Source organism: Streptomyces sp. NPDC048650 (assembly GCF_043199095.1).
In the GTDB taxonomy this organism is placed as follows: Bacteria; Actinomycetota; Actinomycetes; order Streptomycetales; family Streptomycetaceae; genus Streptomyces.
The window spans coordinates 525,556-542,164 of the sequence record NZ_JBICVM010000003.1; the positions used below are offsets into that span (position 1 = coordinate 525,556).

At 68.0% G+C, this 16,609-nt stretch carries 13 protein-coding genes; 3 read left to right on the forward strand and 10 right to left on the reverse strand.

Going from position 1 to position 16,609, the window contains the following annotated elements:
- Positions 1-565 precede the first annotated feature (565 nt).
- On the forward strand, positions 566-3,259 hold the full coding sequence (gene ppdK / locus ACGFML_RS11660; protein ID WP_393542485.1) for a pyruvate, phosphate dikinase: 2,694 nt from the start codon (positions 566-568) through the stop codon (positions 3,257-3,259).
- 157 nt (positions 3,260-3,416) lie between these two features.
- Here the strand turns inward: ppdK and ACGFML_RS11665 are convergent, their stop codons facing one another.
- Positions 3,417-4,370: a nitroreductase/quinone reductase family protein gene (locus tag ACGFML_RS11665; RefSeq protein WP_393542486.1), complete on the reverse strand. Its 954-nt coding sequence runs from the start codon at positions 4,368-4,370 to the stop codon at positions 3,417-3,419.
- A 978-nt stretch (positions 4,371-5,348) separates the two neighbouring features.
- On the opposite strand from ACGFML_RS11665, the gene ACGFML_RS11670 reads away from it, so the two are divergent.
- Positions 5,349-6,179: an ArsR/SmtB family transcription factor gene (locus ACGFML_RS11670; RefSeq protein WP_393542488.1), complete on the forward strand. Its 831-nt coding sequence runs from the start codon at positions 5,349-5,351 to the stop codon at positions 6,177-6,179.
- 30 nt (positions 6,180-6,209) lie between these two features.
- On the opposite strand, the gene ACGFML_RS11675 is transcribed toward ACGFML_RS11670, so the two are convergent.
- The 7 genes from ACGFML_RS11675 to ACGFML_RS11705 form a co-directional block, all read right to left on the reverse strand.
- Positions 6,210-7,157 (reverse strand): TauD/TfdA dioxygenase family protein, encoded by a 948-nt coding sequence (locus tag ACGFML_RS11675; protein WP_393542490.1) that lies wholly within the window; start codon positions 7,155-7,157, stop codon positions 6,210-6,212.
- 247 nt (positions 7,158-7,404) lie between these two features.
- Complete coding sequence (locus tag ACGFML_RS11680) at positions 7,405-7,545, reverse strand: hypothetical protein (RefSeq protein WP_393542492.1); 141 nt, start codon at positions 7,543-7,545, stop codon at positions 7,405-7,407.
- A gap of 46 nt (positions 7,546-7,591) precedes the next feature.
- Complete coding sequence (locus ACGFML_RS11685; RefSeq protein ID WP_393542494.1) at positions 7,592-8,428, reverse strand: carbohydrate ABC transporter permease; 837 nt, start codon at positions 8,426-8,428, stop codon at positions 7,592-7,594.
- 4 nt (positions 8,429-8,432) lie between these two features.
- Positions 8,433-9,341: a carbohydrate ABC transporter permease gene (locus ACGFML_RS11690; RefSeq protein WP_393542742.1), complete on the reverse strand. Its 909-nt coding sequence runs from the start codon at positions 9,339-9,341 to the stop codon at positions 8,433-8,435.
- Between the two features lie 89 nt (positions 9,342-9,430).
- A complete protein-coding gene (locus ACGFML_RS11695; protein WP_393542495.1) occupies positions 9,431-10,771 on the reverse strand; it encodes an ABC transporter substrate-binding protein in 1,341 nt (446 codons plus the stop codon).
- A 187-nt stretch (positions 10,772-10,958) separates the two neighbouring features.
- Positions 10,959-11,264: a hypothetical protein gene (locus tag ACGFML_RS11700; RefSeq protein WP_393542497.1), complete on the reverse strand. Its 306-nt coding sequence runs from the start codon at positions 11,262-11,264 to the stop codon at positions 10,959-10,961.
- Positions 11,265-11,279: 15 nt separating this feature from the next.
- Positions 11,280-11,411, reverse strand: a complete 132-nt coding sequence (locus ACGFML_RS11705) for a hypothetical protein (RefSeq protein ID WP_393542499.1) — start codon at positions 11,409-11,411, stop codon at positions 11,280-11,282.
- 208 nt (positions 11,412-11,619) lie between these two features.
- Between ACGFML_RS11705 and aac(6') the strand changes: the two genes are divergently transcribed.
- The gene (gene aac(6'), locus ACGFML_RS11710) at positions 11,620-12,105 is read left to right on the forward strand and encodes an aminoglycoside 6'-N-acetyltransferase (protein ID WP_393542744.1); all 486 of its coding nucleotides are present in this window, start codon (positions 11,620-11,622) and stop codon (positions 12,103-12,105) included.
- A gap of 415 nt (positions 12,106-12,520) precedes the next feature.
- Here the strand turns inward: aac(6') and ACGFML_RS11715 are convergent, their stop codons facing one another.
- Together ACGFML_RS11715 and ACGFML_RS11720 are read right to left on the reverse strand one after the other, a co-directional pair.
- Entirely contained in the window at positions 12,521-14,518 is a 1,998-nt protein-coding gene (locus tag ACGFML_RS11715) for an SUKH-4 family immunity protein (RefSeq protein ID WP_393542501.1), read from the reverse strand.
- A gap of 729 nt (positions 14,519-15,247) precedes the next feature.
- Positions 15,248-16,183, reverse strand: coding sequence for a hypothetical protein (locus tag ACGFML_RS11720; RefSeq protein WP_393542503.1), 936 nt, complete (start codon positions 16,181-16,183; stop codon positions 15,248-15,250).
- Positions 16,184-16,609 lie beyond the last annotated feature (426 nt).

Consider the following 16,609-nt stretch of genomic DNA (forward strand, 5'->3'; position numbering starts at 1 on the left):
GCCGGGACGCGGTTGCCCGGGGGGATGCCCGCACCGCCCCGGGCACTATGGCCGGATGACGACGCACGGCACCGGGTGACGTGGGCGGCACCACGGGATCGAGGCGGAAGCGACGTGGACGCATTCCTTGATCATCCAGCCGAAGTGGGTCCAAATGATGGAACCCGCTCACACATGAGCGCGTGATTCTCGCCACCCCTGATAGGGGGTGCGCTCACATGAGCATTTAGATCACGACTCCACCTCTCCAATGATGGCACTGGGTGCCAGGTGTCATGTGTTCAGTTGATCGAGGTAATCATTGCTCTGAGTGGCGCAATGCGCCGGATGTGGACACGTAGCGGAGCGGTGCGTTCAGGTATTGAAAACACTCAATGGCGGAAGATCACCTGCGATCCGCTGGCGGACGCCCGGTTACGTGCGTATGTCGACCGAGTGGACGTACCCATGTGCCTTCGATCTGGGTATGTTCCTCGCCGTCAGGGCAGCCCGTCGGCGAGGAGTAGGTCCCGTGCCGGAAACACAAGATCCCCACGTAAGCCAGTCTGCGTCCGCGTCTGCGTCGGTGAAGTTCGTCTATGACTTCACCGAGGGCAACAAGGACCTCAAGGACCTCCTCGGTGGCAAGGGCGCCAACCTCGCGGAGATGACCAACCTGGGGCTTCCCGTCCCTCCCGGCTTCGTCATCACCACCGAGGCCTGCAAGGTCTACCTCGACAGCGGCAGCGAGCCCGCGGCACTGCGTGCCGAGGTCTCCCAGCACCTCGACGCCCTCGAGCGGAAGATGGGCAAGAAGCTCGGTCAGGCCGATGACCCGCTGCTCGTATCGGTGCGTTCCGGGGCGAAGTTCTCCATGCCCGGCATGATGGACACCGTCCTCAACATCGGCCTCTCGGATGCGTCGGTTTCCGGCCTTGCCAAGCAGGCCGGCGACGAGCGGTTCGCGTGGGACTCCTACCGCCGCCTGATCCAGATGTTCGGCAAGACCGTGCTGGGTGTCGACGGCGACCTCTTCGAGGAGGCGCTGGAGGAGGCCAAGCAGGCCAAGGGCGTCCGCGTCGACATCGACCTCGACGCCGCCGACCTCAAGGACCTGGTCGCGCACTTCAAGGACGTCGTCGCCAAGGAGACCGGCCGCGACTTCCCGCAGGAGCCGCGCGAGCAGATGGACCTCGCCGTCCGCGCGGTCTTCGACTCCTGGAACACCGACCGCGCCAAGCTCTACCGCCGCCAGGAGCGCATCCCCGGCGACCTCGGCACCGCGGTCAACGTCTGCTCGATGGTCTTCGGCAACCTCGGCCCCGACTCCGGCACCGGCGTCGCCTTCACCCGCGACCCCGCCAGCGGCCAGGAGGGCGTCTACGGCGACTACCTGCAGAACGCGCAGGGCGAGGACGTCGTCGCCGGTATCCGCAACACCGTGCCGCTCGCCGACCTCGAGAACATCGACAAGGCGTCGTACGACGAGCTGATGCAGATCATGAACACGCTCGAGACGCACTACAAGGACCTGTGCGACATCGAGTTCACCATCGAGAGCGGCAAGCTCTGGATGCTGCAGACCCGGGTCGGCAAGCGCACCGCCGGTGCCGCCTTCCGGATCGCCACGCAGCTCGTCGACCAGGGCCTGATCGACGAGGCCGAGGCCCTCCAGCGGGTCAACGGCGCGCAGTTGGCGCAGCTGATGTTCCCCCGCTTCGACCTGGGCGCGCAGTCCCGGACGATCGGCCGGGGCATCGCCGCCTCCCCGGGCGCGGCGGTCGGCAAGGCCGTCTTCGACTCCTACACCGCCGTCAAGTGGTCGCGGTCCGGCGAGAAGGTCATCCTGATCCGCCGCGAGACCAACCCCGACGACCTCAACGGCATGATCGCCGCCGAGGGCATCCTCACCTCCCGCGGCGGCAAGACCTCGCACGCCGCCGTCGTCGCCCGCGGCATGGGCAAGACCTGTGTCTGCGGCGCCGAGGAGCTGGAGGTCGACACCAAGGCCCGCCGGATGACGACCCACGAGGGCACCGTCATCGAGGAGGGCGACGTCGTCTCCGTCGACGGCTCCACGGGCAAGGTCTACGCCGGAGAGGTACCCGTCGTACCGTCCCCGGTCGTGGAGTACTTCGAGGGCCGGATGCACGCCGGCGCCGAGGACGCGGACGACCTGGTCAAGTCCGTCCACCGGATCATGGCGTACGCGGACCGGATGCGCCGACTGCGCGTACGGGCCAACGCCGACAACGCCGAGGACGCCGCGCGCGCCCGCCGGTTCGGCGCCCAGGGCATCGGCCTGTGCCGCACCGAGCACATGTTCCTCGGTGAGCGCCGCGAGATGGTCGAGCGCCTCATCCTCGCCGACACCGACACCGACCGGGACGCCGCGCTCAGCCAGCTGCTGCCGCTCCAGAAGGCCGACTTCATCGAGCTGTTCGAGTCGATGGACGGGCTGCCGGTGACCGTACGGCTGCTGGACCCGCCGCTGCACGAGTTCCTGCCCGACATCACCGAGCTGTCGGTCCGGGTCGCGCTCGCCGAGGCCCGCCAGGACGCCAACGAGAACGATCTGCGGCTGCTCCAGGCCGTGCACAAGCTGCACGAGCAGAACCCGATGCTGGGTCTGCGCGGCGTGCGCCTCGGCCTGGTCATCCCCGGTCTGTTCGCCATGCAGGTGCGAGCCATCGCCGAGGCGGCCGCCGAACGCAAGAACGCCAAGGGCGACCCGCGCGCGGAGATCATGATTCCGCTGGTGGGCACCGTCCAGGAGCTGGAGATCGTCCGCGAGGAGGCCGAGCAGGTCATCGCCGAGGTCGAGAAGTCCCACGGCGTCAGCCTCAAGCTCACCCTCGGCACGATGATCGAGCTGCCCCGCGCCGCCCTCACGGCCGGCCAGATCGCCGAGTCGGCCGACTTCTTCTCCTTCGGTACGAACGACCTCACGCAGACGGTCTGGGGCTTCTCCCGCGACGACGTCGAGGCCAGCTTCTTCACCGCGTACCTGGAGAAGGGCATCTTCGGCGTCAGCCCGTTCGAGACCATCGACAAGGACGGCGTGGGCTCGCTCGTCCGCAACGCCGTCGCGGCCGGCCGGGCCACCCGCCCGGACCTCAAGCTCGGCGTCTGCGGCGAGCACGGCGGCGACCCGGAGTCGGTCCACTTCTTCCACGAGGTCGGCCTGGACTACGTCTCCTGCTCCCCGTTCCGGATTCCGGTCGCGCGGCTGGAGGCCGGCCGCGCGGCAGCCGAGTCCCAGGGCAGCGACAGCCGCTGACCCCACGGGTGCCGCGGACACGGGCGCGTCCGTGCCCGCGGCACCACCGGAGCCGGTACGCCCGGCACCCCAACCCTCAGCCGCCCGGCTGTCGGCTCCGGCACCCCGAAGAGGGCGGCACCTTGTGCGGAGGTGCCGCCCTCGCCCCTTGCCGCCGTCAGGCGCTGCCCTCCCTCCTGTCCTCCCTCCTGTCCTCCCTCGGCTGCACCGGACGGGCCGGCGGCCACGGAACCTCGGCCAGGAGGGGCAGAATCGACGCTTCCTCGTAGTCGAGGTGCGCGTTCAGCTCCGCCGACATCGCTTCCAGGTCGGTACGGAAGCGCTGAGGATCGGCGATGTCGATGTCGGCCAGCAGAGCCACCAGCGCGCTCTGGATGCGCGCGACCGTGCGGTGTTCCTCGCCGAGCCGGTCGAAGGTCTCGACCAGGTGGGGGTGATAGCGGGCCATGCCGGGGAAGACGTGCGCGTCCTCACTGGTGTGGTGGAACTCCAGGGCCTGGCAGAAAGCCAGGCAGCGCTGCCGGATCTGCAGTCCGAGACTCGGGGCCGGCGGCTCACCGGGCCCTTGGTGGGCCGCGCGGGCGGCGAAGTGGGCATCGACCTCCGCGGTCACCTGACGCAACTGGCCGCGCAGCCAGGTATGGACCTCCATGATCTTGTCGGCCAGGGTGCCGACCTCGCGGGGACCCTCCCAGCCGTCGGGCTCCGCGCGCTCCAGCACGACGACCGGCAGGAGTCGGGTGGTCCGGGCCTGGTGGTCGCCGTAGCCGGGAGCCACCTGCACGATGTGCGCGAACAGCTCCTCGCGCCGGGCGCCCTCGGCGGGGACCGCGAGAGCCGGGAAGGTCTCGGTGCCGACCTCCACCTGCACCACGGGGTGGGCGAGCAGGTTGTGGTACCAGCCGGGGTGCCGCGGGGCACCGAGGTGGGACCCGACGAGCAGGAGTGCCTCGCCGTGCCGGACGTATCCGAGGGGCGTGGTCCGCGCGGTACCCGACTTCGCGCCGGTGGTCGTCAGCAGGAGCAGGTTCCCGCCTTCGAAGGGGCCACCGACCTTGCCGCCGTTGGCGCGGAACTCCTCGATGACGGACTGATGGAAAGACGTGGACATACGGTTCTGTGTCTCCGGAAGAGGCAGTGCGTCCGCAGCGGCTGCGGACGGGACATGACGGATGGTGAGGTGCGCAGGGCGGAGCGAGGGCACGGCTCTCGCCGGACACGGGCCGCGGACGGGTGGATGCCCGCGGCCGCCGAACTCGCCGCGGTGCACGAGCGGTTGGGCAAGGCGACGCGGACGGCATGCGGACGGCATGCGGGACGGTGCCGGGAGGTGTGGAGGGCGAGAGGCGACGTGCGGCTGCGCTACGTCATGTACAGGGCGCGGAGGATGAACTCATGGCGGGCCCCTCGAGTGAAGGGTGTTCGCCCGATCGCCGACCGGCCCACTGCTCTTTGGTCGGCGTCACGCGACACCGCGTCCATTACAGGCACCGGGCGGCCGCCTGTCAACGCGGCGCCTCACGCACCTGCGGCGGGCTGCCTTCGTGCGTTCTCGCGAACGGCCCGTTGCCCGAGCGGATCACGCGGCCGCCGGACCGGCCGGCGGCGGGCAAGGGCGGCACCTGTGCGGAGGCACCGCCCTTGCTCTTTCTCCGGGCTCCCCCCTCGGGAGCTGCCGCCACCCCGGTCGGCGCGGGAAGGCGGCTCCTCAACGGGATCGCAGAACGGCCGGTTGTGTTGCCCATCACCCCCCACGGGATCGAGCAATCCGTTCCGTTCGCTTCGCCGTTGAATTGAGTACAGCATTCACGTTGCCCGCCCGGTGGCGCGACACTTTTCAACTCTGGCCAAAAGGGCATGGTGACCGCGCGTGTTGGCGTGCATACTCAGGGCGTACCGGGGGGTCGACCGTGGAAACCAAGGTGGGGGTTCGGTGTTACGCGTCCATTTCAGTGGCCTCGATCTGGCCCGGGTACGCATAGCTGCACGCCCTGACGCGCTGTGGGAGACCGTTCTGAGCTTTCACCGGCTACGCGACCGACGTGACGATTCGGCATTCGGCAGATGGCGATCGGAAACACGTGGAAGGTTGAATGGCGAAGCGCGTCTGCTGGCACCACTGGTGCCCACCCGGGGCTATTTCCCCGATTTTCTGACGCCCGCCGAAGGGCTCCTCGGCATGGACGAGGCGCTCGCCGCGCTGCGGGAGACCCCCGACGCCCGGCTGCACGACGAGCTCGCGCGGCTGTCCACCGCCGCCCGCCCGCTCCCGTCCTGGATATCCGACATGGCCCAGGGCGGCACCCGCTCGCTGGGCCGCCTCGCCGGCGTCCTGCAGCGCTACTACGAGGCCGCCGTCGCCCCGTACTGGCCGCGCGTCCAGGGCCGTATCGAGGCCGACCGGGCCGCCCGGGGCCGGGCCATCCTGGACGGCGGCGCGGACCGCCTGCTCGCTTCGCTGCCGCCGATGATCCGCTGGCGGGCGCCCGTCCTGGAGGCCGACTACCCGGTGGACCGCGACCTCCATCTGAACGGCCGCGGCCTCCTGCTGCTGCCGTCGTACTTCTGTCGCCGCACCCCGGTGACCTTCCGCAATCCGGACCTGACGCCCGTTCTGGTCTATCCCGTCGAGCACCCGGCCCCGCGCCCGGACCCGCCCGTGCCGTCCGAACGCTCCCTGGGCCGGCTCGTCGGGCAGACCCGTTCCGCGATCCTCCAGGGCATCGGCGTCGGCTGCACCACCAGCGAACTCGCCCGCCGCGTCGATGTCTCGCTGGCCTCCGCCAGCCAGCACGCGACTGTACTGCGCGACGCCGGGCTGCTGCTCACCCTGCGTCAGGGCAACGCCGTACTGCACACCCTCACCCCACTGGGCGCGGCACTGCTGAGAGGAGCGCACCCGGCGGGGCTCCAGGGGTGAGACGGCGAGGCGCGGCGGCGGCCCGCCGGATCAGTGCGGCCGATCGCCCGCGATGGCCACACGTTCGGCGACCCTGCGGTGCGTGCCGTAGTCGTTCACCGCGTAGTGCTGGGTGGCCCGGTTGTCCCAGAAGGCGATGTCGCCCGCCTGCCACCGCCACCGCACCTGGAACTCGGGCACCTGAGCCTGCTGGAACAGCACCCGCAACAGCCGGTCGCTCGCCGCCTCCGCGAGCCCCGCGATCCGGGTGGTGAACGATGCGTTGACGAACAGCATCCGCCGCCCGGTCTCCGGGTGCCGCCGCACCACCGGATGTTCCACGGGCGGGAACTCCGCCTGGAATGGCGCCAGTTGGGCGGGAGAGTAGAAGCGGGCGAAGCCCGGGAGATAGTCGTGCACCGCCCGCGCCGAATTGATACGTGCCCGGATTTCCGCCGGCAAATTGTCGTATGCGGCAGCCATATCGGCCCACATCGTGTCCCCGCCCGACGGCGGTACCTCGCGCAGCTGCAACACCGCGCCCATCGCCGGACGTTCGCGGAAAGTTACATCCGTGTGCCATACATTTTCGAACGTCGGGACCGCACCGGCCGCCTTGTCGAACCGCACCACATCCTTCGCATCGCCCCGCGCCAGCAACGGATTGGTCTCCAGCTCTCCCCAATTCCGCGCGAATTCCCGTTGCGCCGCCGAGGAGAGATGCTGCCCGCGGAAGAACAGCACCTTCCACTCCAGCAACGCCCGGTTCAGCTCCGCCCGCAGCGTCCCGGCGAGCGGCCTGGACAGGTCGAGCCCGCGGATTTCGGCCCCGATGGTGGCGGCCTGCGGAACCACCTCGAAGAGCTCGTACGGCCGGTCCGCCCAGCCGTCGGGGGTCCGGCGCAGGATGCGCTGCCCCTCGTAGAGGCCGTCGGCGGGGATCCGGTGGGGGCGCAGGGCGGGGGCGGCGGTCGTGGTGTGGTCGGCGATGGCCGTCAACTGGTCCTCCTGAAAGGGGAGAAGGGGAGAAGGGGAGAGGGCAGGGCAGCGGGGGCGGCGGGGGCGGCAGCGGCAGCGGCAGTGGACGTACGGCGAAGCGCGGTGCGGCTGCCCCGGGGCGGAAGCGGGAAGGAGACGTCACCGGCCGGCGGCCGGACGGACGCCGAGGACCGCTGCGGGCCGCCTACGGACATCCCACGGGCGCACCCGTACGGACGTGTCCGTCAGGCGCGCTGCGGGCAGCCCGTCAGGACGTACAGGAACAACAGGCCGGGGGAGACCCCACCCGGCCGCGGCGGCGCAGGAAGCTCAGGCCGCGGGGCGCGCACTCGCCGTGGGGGCCGCCGTAGGGCGGCTCCGTCACACGGAGGAACGAGTACCTGCTCATGCCTCGCACCGTACCGCATGCCTCCCGCCACCGGCCATGGGCGGCCTCAGTCGTCGATGCCGCTGCGCTCCACACCCGCCACGATGTACCGCTGGAGCAGCAGGAACACCACCACCAGGGGCACGATCGACACCCCCGCTGCCACGAACAGCTCGTGCAGATTGAGGTTCTGCGCCGTGGTGAACGTCGACAGCGCGACCTGCACCGTCCAGGACTCCTGGTCCTGCCCGATCACCAGCGGCCACAGGAACGCGTTCCACGCCCCGATGAAGACGATGGTGCCGACCGCCGCGAAGACCGGCCGGGCGTTGGGCACCACGATCCGCCAGTACGTCCGCCAGTACCCGAGGCCGTCGACCCGCGCCGCGTCCTCCAGCTCCCGGGGAAAGCCGAGGAAGTACTGCCGGAAGACGAAGCAGGCGAAAGCGCTGAACAGCGTCGGAACGACCAGCCCGCGCAGCGTCGAGATCCACCCGAGCGACGACACCAGGACGAAGCTCGGCACGAACGTCACGGCCGCCGGCACCATCAGCGTGCCCAGGACGGCGTAGAAGACGGCATTGGCGTGCTTGTACGGGATCCGCGCCAGCCCGTACCCCGCCAGTGAGGCCAGTACCACCGTGCCGGCGGTCGTGGACACCGCGATGAGCGTCGAGTTGAGGAGCGCCCGTCCCATGGGCAGGGCGGGATCCCGGAACACCTCGGTCAGGTTCGACCACTGGAGCTCCTGGGGCAGGAGCGTCCAGTCGGGCGACGTGATCTCCCGCTCGGTCGCCAGACCGTTGCGCAGCAGCAGATAGAACGGGACGAGGAAGACCAGGGCGAGGACGACGAGCAGCACCACCCGCAGTGCCCGCCCGGCCCGCGTCAGGGCATCGTGCATACGCTCAGTCCTCCTTGCGGCCCAGGCCGAACCAGCGGGCCTGGACGACCGTCGCCAGCGCGATGATCACGGCCAGGATCACCGCCCCCGCACTGCCCAGCCCGAGATTCTGATCCCGCCCGAGGGCCGTGTAGTAGAGATAGACCAACGGCGGCCGGGCGTACGGCGGATAGCCCCGGGCATCGCTCAGCAGGTTGTAGAACTCGTCGAACGCCTGGAACGCATTGATCACCAGCAGCAGCACCACCGCCACCGACGTGGCCCGCAGCTGCGGAAAGGTGATGTAGCGGAAGACCTGCCACCCCGGCCGTGCCCCGTCCACCGCGGCCGCCTCGTACAACTGCGGGGAGATTCTCTGCAGCCCGGCAAGGAAGAGGATCATGTAGAAACCGGCCTGCAGCCACAGCCGTACGGTCACGATGACCAGCCAGTACCACGGCGGGTGCGTCGTCGACAGCCAGGCCGTCTGATCCGCGCCGAACCAGCCGAGCACGGTGTTGGCCAGCCCGAACCGGACCCCGTTGAAGATCGACAGCTTCCAGATCAGCGCCGCCACGACATACGAGCAAGCCGTCGGCAGGAAGAACACCGACCGGAAGAACGCCTGGGCGAAGCGCAGCCGGTTGACCATCAGCGCCAGCGCGAGCGAGAGCGCGTAGGTGGCCGGCACGATGAAGAGGGTGAACACCGCGAACGTCCCCAGGCTGCCGAGGAACGCATCGTCGCCCAGCATCGAGGTGTAGTTGCCCAGCCCCACGAAGTCCGTGGAGCGGGGCGTCACGGTGTTGTGGGCGTCGAAGAAGCTGAGGTAGAGGCTCCAGGCCAGCGGCACGTACGTGAACAGCCCCAGCCCGATCGCGAACGGCCCGACGAAGACCCAGAACCACAGGTTCCGCCGCTGCGGCCCGAGCAGCCGGGCGACCCGTCCGGGGGTGGCGCGCCCGGCGGCGGCAGGTGCCCGGGTGGCATCTACGGGGGTCGCGCTCCCCGGGGCCCGTACGCTCACGCCCCGGACTTCTTCCTGACCCGCCGCAGCTCGGCGTTGACCTTGCGCACCACGCTCTTCAGCTCACTCTCCGGATTCGCGCCGTCCTTGATGATCCGGCTCAGCGCGTCCTGATAGGCGGTACGGTCCGCGCTGGTCCACAACAACGGCTCGGCATGCCCGTACTCCGTCGCGAACCGCACCGCGTCCGCCGCGACACCCTGCTGCAACTCCTTGGCCTTCTTCGCGAGCGAGAGCCGCGCCGGGATGTGGAAGCCGTACGACAGCGCGAAGTCCTGCTGGAAGTCGCTGCGGTCCACCCACAGCCACTTCGCGAAGGCCTTCGCCTCCTCCTTGCGCCTGCTGTGTGCACTGACGGCGGAGCCGTAGGCACCGACCGGCACGGCAGGCTTCCCGCCCGACCCGTCCTTCGGGAACGGCAGTACCCCGAAGTCGTCCCCCAGCGCCTTCTTGATCCCCGGCAGCGCCCACAGCCCCGACCACTGCATGGCGGTCAGGCCCTGGACGAAGGCGGCCGGATCGGACCAGTCCGTCGGCGCACCGAGCAGCAACGACTTGTCCGCGTACAACTGCCGGATCTTGCCGAACGTACGCGCCGCAGCCGGGTCGTCGAACCCGACCTTGCCGTCGTCATCGATCAGACTCAGCCCCGCCGCGTGCAGCGGGGTCGCGCTGAGCACCCCGACCCCGCCGTCGTTCCCGAGGAACAGCCCCTTGGTCCTGCGGTCGGTCAGCTTCTTCGCCGCGTCCACCAACTCGTCGAGCGTTCGCGGCGGTTGGACTCCCGCGTCCTTCAGCAGACTCTTGCGGTAGTACAGCATCTGCATGTCAACGACCTGCGGGATGCCCCAGATCTTGTCCTGCCAGATCTTCGGAGCCAGCGCCGCCTGGTGGAAGTCGTCCTTGACCGGCTCGACCTCGGCCGTGAGATCCACGACCTGCCCGCCCTGGATCTGCTCCAGCAACGGCCCGTTGACCTCGAACACATCGGGCCCGGAGTCGGTCAGCAGCGCGGCCGCCGTCTGCCGGTCGTAGTCGCCCGGCCGCCACTGCACCCGTACCTGGGCCTTGCGGTACGCGGCGGCATACCGCTGTACGGCCCGCTCGGTCCCGGGCTCGCCGTACTGGTGGTACCACTGGCTGATCGCCGGCCCCGAACCGCCGCCGCCACGCCCGGTGTTGGACCCACAGGCGGCCAGCGCCCCGGCTGCCGCGATGCCGCCGGTGGCGGCCAGCAGCCGCCGCCTGCCGATGCCGCTGCCGGTTTCGGCGCTGCTGCTGCTGCCGTCGCTGCCGCCGCTCCCGCTGCCGCTGTCGTTCGCCCTGGAGTTGGCCATGGCCGTATCCGCCCCCTGTGGTCGTAGCCCCGCAGTGATCGTTGATCAACGGTGGTGCGCCCGACCACTGTGCCCCACGCACGTGAAGAACGCATTGCACCTTCACGAATCGACCCGCCGAAGCCCCCCCGGCCGCACGGTTGCGGCTCACGCGGCACGGCCCACCCGGTTCCGGCTGCGGCTGCGGCTACGGTTGCGGATAGGCGACCGCCACCTGCATCCCGCATGCGTCACACCAAAACGCCCAGCCGTTGGCGTCCACGGCGTGCGAGCCGCACCCCATGCACGGGTCGGACACGAAGTTGGCCATCTGCGTCCCCTGCCCCGTCCGCCGCGGAGCCGCCTGGCGCTCCAGCGCGTAGCACGGAATGCACAGTCCCCCGGCCGTGCCCGGCAGCTTCATGGTCCGCAGATCGCAGTGCGTACAGCGCACCCTGTCGACGTACTCCGTGGGCAGCGCCCGCAACCGGTTGCCCTCACGCGGGGTCGTCACGTCCTCGTCCGCCTCCTACGCCGGGATCGTCCCGGTGCCCATGCACCGGGTGCACTGCGTTGTGGTGGTGTTGCCGCCCTGGGTCTCCCACTCGACGGTGCCGGTCCCCCGGCACTCCGCGCACGGCACTTCGGGAGGCATCGTCATACGCCAAGAATTCCACGGGTGGTTACCCCCCGTCAGCGCATTGTCACTACCGGACCAAGCTCTGTGGGAACGGACAAGGGAGGTCGACCCGCCACCTGCGCCGCGCCCCGGAATCCCGTGCACGACAAAGAGGTTGAATGCCCTCATGCCCCCCGAGCCGCCCACATCCTCCACATCCCCCACACCCGCCACCTCCCCCTCGCACGCCATGGGGAAGCTCCGCGGCTCGGTCGTCACGCTCCGACCGACGACCGATGCCGACACCGCGCCACTCGACCGCATCGTCCGCGAACCGGCGGTCGCCGCTTGGTGGTCCGCACCGGACGACTACGCGGACATGCTCGCCATCACCCCCGCCGACGAGCCCGACGAGGTCATCGGCGCCATCCAGTTCTCCGAAGAGACCGACCCCGAATTCCGCCACGCCGGCATGGACATCTTCCTCACCACAGCCCGGCATGGGCAGGGCCTGGGCACCGACGCCGTCCGCACCCTCGCCCACTGGCTCATCCACGACCGCGGCCACCACCGCCTCACCATCGACCCCGCCGCAGCCAACACCGCCGCCATCGCCAGCTACCGCAAGGTCGGTTTCAAGCCAGTCGGCATCATGCGGGCGTACGGACGCGACCCGCGCACGGGGCAGTGGGCGGACGGGCTGCTGATGGATCTGCTGGCGGACGAGCTGACGTGAGGGCGAGGGCCGGCCGACAGGGAAGCGGATATCCGGAACCCCGGAGTTTACAAGATTCCCGTGATCGGTTCCGTTCGATGGTGGTTAGAAAATCTCAGGGTTGTCCCACGCGCCAAGGAAGATGGCCCCCAGTGCGAGTGGTTCAGACTGGCCGAACAGATCTGCCCACACCAGTGACGCAGGCTTCGCCTGGCGTCTCGAGATTCCTCAGGAAGAGTAAAATCGCTGCGACGTACGAGCCAGTAAAGAGCAAGCATCGTAAGCTGGTCCTGTACCGATGGGGATGAGTTCACGGTCGGCTTCCGGTCGGCATCACGAGGGTCCTACGACGGCTGACGGTTTCCCGGATTCTGCTTTCGAGACCGGGCTCTGATCCCCCTGGCCTGTTTCTCGTTGACTGCCGCGCCTCAAATGGTTATTCCGCGCCCCATGAATCGAGGTCACCGTTGAGTACGTGCTCCCAATGGTCAGCGTCTTCCACTAGGGAATCGACCTGTTCGGCCCATATTCTTACGCTGTTCCGGGCGTCCCTGTGCTCGTGTGGCGTGTTGAAATTGCTGATCAGAAGCTCGTGGTACAGGCGAAGCAGGGTGCAGAACTGTCGAAGGCTGTTAGCCAGCGCGACGGATCGGTAACCGGTGTTGTAGTCCTGAAGTACGGTCCCTGTAGCGCCGTCCAGAAAAATGGTGCCGCCCGTCCATTCTCCCAGGAGGTAAAACGGGCCGTCGCTGTCGGGCTTCCACGACTCCTCGGGCCAGGAGGTCTCGACAAGTCCCATTTCTCGCAGGTCCACGGTGGACATGAAAGGGAGCTGATCGGACAGCGCTGGTAGTCCTGTCGTAGCGAGGAATCGCCGTGCGTCGGCGTCGCGGAGTCCGTCAGACAAATCGGCCTCCGATAGCGTTCGGCAGCTATGGGGTCCGAATGTAGCCTCCAGCCACGATTGTGAAGGCGCGTCATGAGCGAGTGCCGGAGTGGGAATCTCCCACTCGGCCGCTGTGGTGATCGGGCCGACGAAATGATCTGTCATCGCCTCAAGGTGGGCGCTTTCCCCTTGGTTTGTGTCCATGGCCACGGCAAAGGACCCCGTGGGTCCCGCAATGAGCCACTCCCCATCGGCCTTCCGTTTGGCTCTGAAAGGGTGGGCTGCTCCGAGGGCATTTCGGACAGGAGGTGCGGTTTCGCCGTGCGGCCATGACCGGCTGACTGGGATTCCCTCAGAATCTTCTTCGTACGGCGGCGCTGAGAAGCCGAATGCGCCGAAGGGGCGACAGCGTGACCAGACTGTCCGCCACGGCAGACCGACACTCGCTGCGGCCATCGGCCCGGCGAGCGCCTCGTTGCCGCGGCTGACCGTGGCCTGGTGCAGCCACGCCACCCATTCCTGATGTGGTGCTGAGGCCAGGCCCAACTCCCCCAAGTAGTGGGCATCGATCGCGATACCACCCTGAGGGACACCACGCGGCCAGGCGAGGGCCATGCCCTGAAGCAGCCCATATGCGTTGAGGTTCGCCAGCGCTGCGCCGTCACTCAGCACTGACTCCAGCACTCCCGCATGAGCGGCGTGGAGAGGCAATGCCCTTGTCGTGTAGTGGCCGAGCGGACCCAGCGCATCCCAGGCCTGCATCGTTCGGCCGGACATTCGTTGTCTCAAGTAGCCGACGATGGCCTCGTGGTCGACGGGGTGCAGAGCCCGTATCCGATGGCGGGTCGACTCGGCCCGGAAGGCGACGCGTCGGTCAACACCAACGCCATCCGACACACTCAGCACATCGCCGAGCGAGTCCGTCAGTTCGGCCAGCTCGTGCAGCGAACATGGCACATCCAGGGCACGGCACAGTTCCGCCCACACGGACAACGGCACGCTCCGGGTTTCCGCTGCCGCCAGAGCCTGCAGTGCCGTGTGCGTCTCGAGCAGCTCTGCGAGAAGCGCAGCATGCTCTGATGAATCGAAGCCCTCTGAAAGAACGAGTTCGTTCCGGGTCGGGGCGAGCACCCAGCTCTTGGCTGTGGATCGCTCCACGACGAAGCGGACGTCTGGCCGGGCGGCCATTTTGAGGGTCCGCAGCACGTTTTGTGTGATCCGGCTGGATTCGTTCGAGGAGACGAGTCGGCCGGCCCACTGAACGTTGGCGAGCAACGCCACACCGCCATCTTTGATCCTGCGTGCGGCATGGAAGAGGGACTCCGATCCGCACTCCACCTGCCATGCCTTCAGCAGGCGCAGTGCCACACTCTCTGCTGTCAGGCCCTGGCAGTCGATGAAGACGGAATTCGGAATTCGGACCGCCAGGGCCTGCAGCAGTTGCGTCTTCCCACTGCCTGCAGCGCCGCGGATCGCGAAGGTTTCGTACAGCCGGTGCGGCTCGTCCAGCCATGACTCGATGCGAGCCATGGCGTTGTCCGTCGTCATCGCACTCGATCATCGATTGGTGGAGCGTTGCTTGTCGGTCGTCAGTGGTCAGACTGTAGTGGGCTCGGATGCGGGGACGCGTGGGTGGGGTCGACCGCGTTCATCAACGTAGATGTGTCCTGATGCTCCGTCCAGGAGCAAGTCGACACTGGTCCAGTGGCCCAGACGGAAGAACGGGCCGGAACCGGCAGAGGACGGCAAGGCGGGCGGGCGACTTCTGCAAGCGCCTCTGGACGGACGAAGGAGACGTAGGGGAGTTCCTCATCAAGGTCGGGAAGTCCGACCTCGGCGAGGAATTGGATGGACTCGGCGTGCGTGATGCCGGCCGGAAGTTCGCTGGGGGACGCGACGTGACAGGAATCGGAGCCGAACACTGCCTCGTACCAGGACTGTCCAGGTGAGGCGCTCCCCTGCAGTGCCTCTGGCAGCGGCCACTCCGCAGAGCTGAGGCGTGCGTTGAGCAATGGACGCTTAAGCCATTGCGGGCTTGACGTCACGCGTGCCGGATCGAATACATGGAGGGCGAGGATACCTCCGATGCCGCCGTAGACCAGAGTTCCATCCGGTGCCTCGATGCGGCATGTAGCGGTGGACGGTACTCTCGGCGCAGGCGTCCGCTGCGCGGCATCGGGCTCCTCCACAGGCTCGAAGGCCCGGCCGCTTGCCCGGACGGTGACACCGGCGTCCAAGTAGAGCTGCACCTGAGCGGCGCCGCCGAGTGGTGTTCCGTCATCGAGGCGCCACAGACTTTCCAGGACACACAAGTTGGACTCGGGGTCCACATCGCCGTCCATCTCGCTGTCTTCGATTTCCCGCGCACTGACGACGACATCGACCCCGTTCGCGACTCCGATTTCGAGCCAGTCGGGGACCGAAGATGCCGTACGGGCGCCAGCGCGACCAGCGGGTGAGCCACGGCAGTTCGCCGGCCGAACGCGCCAGCTCCTCGGCGAAATCGGTGGCGCCACGGTTCATCGATGCCCAGTGGAGCCAGCAGATCCACTCTTCGTGGGTAGCGGGTTCGACGCCTGCTGCCTCTAGGTAGTGGACATCGGATGCGGGATTTCCGGTAGGAATACCGTGGGGATGGGAGAGTTTGAGCCCGGTGACCAGGGCGTGCCGGTCTACGTTCGCGAGAAATCGAGGGTTCTGCGAAAGAGCAATCAGCATATCGGCCGCGGCGCTGTGAATGGGGAGCGCGTGGAATGCGTACTCCGCGGCCGGGCCCTGCGTGCGCCATGGGCCGGTGGTTCCGAGGTGAAGCGACTCGGCCAGCAGGGCATGGGTGATGTTGCTGTGTTCCTGCAGGCTGAGCGGCAGTTGGGCGCGCAGGAGATGACGCACGCCTTCCACGCGGAACCTTACGTATTCAGCTCCCGCGCTGTCGGTCCGCATCGACAACATCTGCGGCAGGGCGTTCACCGTCCTGTGCAGATCGGCAGGAGCCCTTTGAAGTCCGAGGGCCGTGCAGAGGACCGACCAGGCCGGCAAGGGAACTTCCCGGGTCTCGGCAGCGGCGAGCGCCCGCAACTGCGGGAAATGTGCGAGGTGCTCGGTTGAAGAAGGTCGTGAGAACTCGGGGGACTCGGGCAGAGAGAGGGCTTTCTCCTGCAGGTCCGACGTCAGGCGGACCCGTTCCTGTTCCTGATCGACTTCGAATGCCACGGCAACTGGGTATTTGTTTTTCCTGAGCATGCGGGTGATGACATACGGCAGTAGACGCTCGGGTTCCTTCGACGTAGCCGTTCTTCCCGCCCATTGCACGTTGGTGAAAAGGATGATTGCCCTTTCCCTGTCAGCGCTCCAGTATGCGAATGCTTCGCCAGGGCGGTGCTGCCGTGGGTGTGCAGAAAGCGCGCGTCGAAACCCCAGTTGCCGATCAACTGGATGGCCACCTCGTCGGCGGTGAGGCCAGTACAGTCGATATACGTGGAAATGCCTTCAAGTGTCTCTGCTGCTTGCCTGAGGCAACGCGTCTTACCGGAACCAACCGGCCCGGTAACGGGAAGCTTAATGCGACGCTGATCCGGCGCTTGGGGCCACTCGGTCAGCTTGCTGGCGAGAGTATCGCGGGACACGTTACTTCGCTCC

Bases quoted from the DNA above. Each gene is read 5' to 3' on its own strand.
- ACGFML_RS11695 (WP_393542495.1), bottom strand. From the start codon at position 10,771: ATGGCCAACTCCAGGGCGAACGACAGCGGCAGCGGGAGCGGCGGCAGC.
- ACGFML_RS11665 (WP_393542486.1), bottom strand. From the start codon at position 4,370: ATGTCCACGTCTTTCCATCAGTCCGTCATCGAGGAGTTCCGCGCCAAC.
- ACGFML_RS11680 (WP_393542492.1), bottom strand. From the start codon at position 7,545: ATGAGCAGGTACTCGTTCCTCCGTGTGACGGAGCCGCCCTACGGCGGC.
- ACGFML_RS11705 (WP_393542499.1), bottom strand. From the start codon at position 11,411: ATGACGATGCCTCCCGAAGTGCCGTGCGCGGAGTGCCGGGGGACCGGC.
- ACGFML_RS11715 (WP_393542501.1), bottom strand. From the start codon at position 14,518: ATGACGACGGACAACGCCATGGCTCGCATCGAGTCATGGCTGGACGAG.
- ACGFML_RS11685 (WP_393542494.1), bottom strand. From the start codon at position 8,428: ATGCACGATGCCCTGACGCGGGCCGGGCGGGCACTGCGGGTGGTGCTG.